The sequence below is a fragment of the Bartonella sp. AP58NXGY genome (assembly GCF_042195785.1).
Taxonomy (GTDB): domain Bacteria; phylum Pseudomonadota; class Alphaproteobacteria; order Rhizobiales; family Rhizobiaceae; genus Bartonella.
The window spans coordinates 1-1,021 of the sequence record NZ_JBHIOY010000114.1 but is presented as its reverse complement, the minus strand read 5'-3'; the positions used below and the strand labels follow the sequence as shown (position 1 = coordinate 1,021).

Sequence of the window (1,021 nt, the reverse complement as noted above, 5' to 3'; positions counted from 1 at the left end):
ATTTATCGTTTCTCTTATGAAAATGAAAAATGATGCCATGGCTATAAAGAAGATAACAGCTATAGAGAATGCGTAAAAATATTAAGCTTAAATATATTACAAAACTGCTTTCAAATTAGGTAACCTATTCTTTCTTCTTCTCCAAAACAAAAATTAACAATATCACCTTCATATTTATCAACTAATTGTACAACATCATCTAAAGTGTAAGTTTTCATGAATCTTCCCCTGCGTACTCTTTAATTTTTTTGCAGAGAAATTCATAAAAATTACTTGCGTAATACTGGGGATCGTCAAGTGGAAACTTAAGATAGAGCGGGCACTCTCCATCCCGAAACTGAGTATAATCAAAGTAAAAGCTTTCACCAAAATCAGTTGTGCAGACAACAAGCTGTTTGGAGTTCATAAAGCCATCTCTTCTATCGAGCAAATTTCGGTAAACAATATCACCAGCAGGAATACCAGCACAGATTTCATAAATACTGAATATTTCTTCACCTCCTATTTCTCCTCCTCCATAATTTTTTAAAAAACTCTTGTAGGAAGAGGTAAATTGTAAATCGAGAGTATTCTCTGCTGTTTTAATCCGTACATCATCAGGTGCATTATCTTTAGTCCCAAAATTAATAACATGACTATGCATATCAATATATTGTGCAACATCTGATAAAGTATAACTTTTCATAAATTTTTCTCCATAAGTCACAGCGTGTTTTTACTGATCAATATTTCTCTCTTATAGTTAATGGAATTGGGATTAAATTGATAAAAGCATAAGGGATATTTTCTTGATGAAGCTCTTTTCTCATCTGTGTCGGTAAAATCATCTCGCATGTACAATATATGATGTCATTAAAAGGGATGATTACTAAAGCTTAGAGAGCACCTTTTAGGGACATGACTCCAATATTTGCAATAATGACCTTTTCTTTTTTCCTACTTAGAAATTTTTTTTGAAATCCAACAAATAACTTTTCTGATAAAATTTGTCTTTGGCTTCATATGAGCAACAAAACTTTTG

Annotated in this window: 1 protein-coding gene; it reads right to left on the bottom strand. The window is 31.6% G+C overall.

Annotation, left to right across the window (positions count from 1 at the left end; translation table 11 throughout):
- Positions 1-214 precede the first annotated feature (214 nt).
- Positions 215-685 (bottom strand): SMI1/KNR4 family protein, encoded by a 471-nt coding sequence (locus ACFINC_RS09830; protein ID WP_375617094.1) that lies wholly within the window; start codon positions 683-685, stop codon positions 215-217.
- Positions 686-1,021 lie beyond the last annotated feature (336 nt).

What these genes read in the sequence shown, in the direction of transcription:
- ACFINC_RS09830 (WP_375617094.1), bottom strand. Translation starts at nt 685, where the DNA reads ATGAAAAGTTATACTTTATCAGATGTTGCACAATATATTGATATGCAT.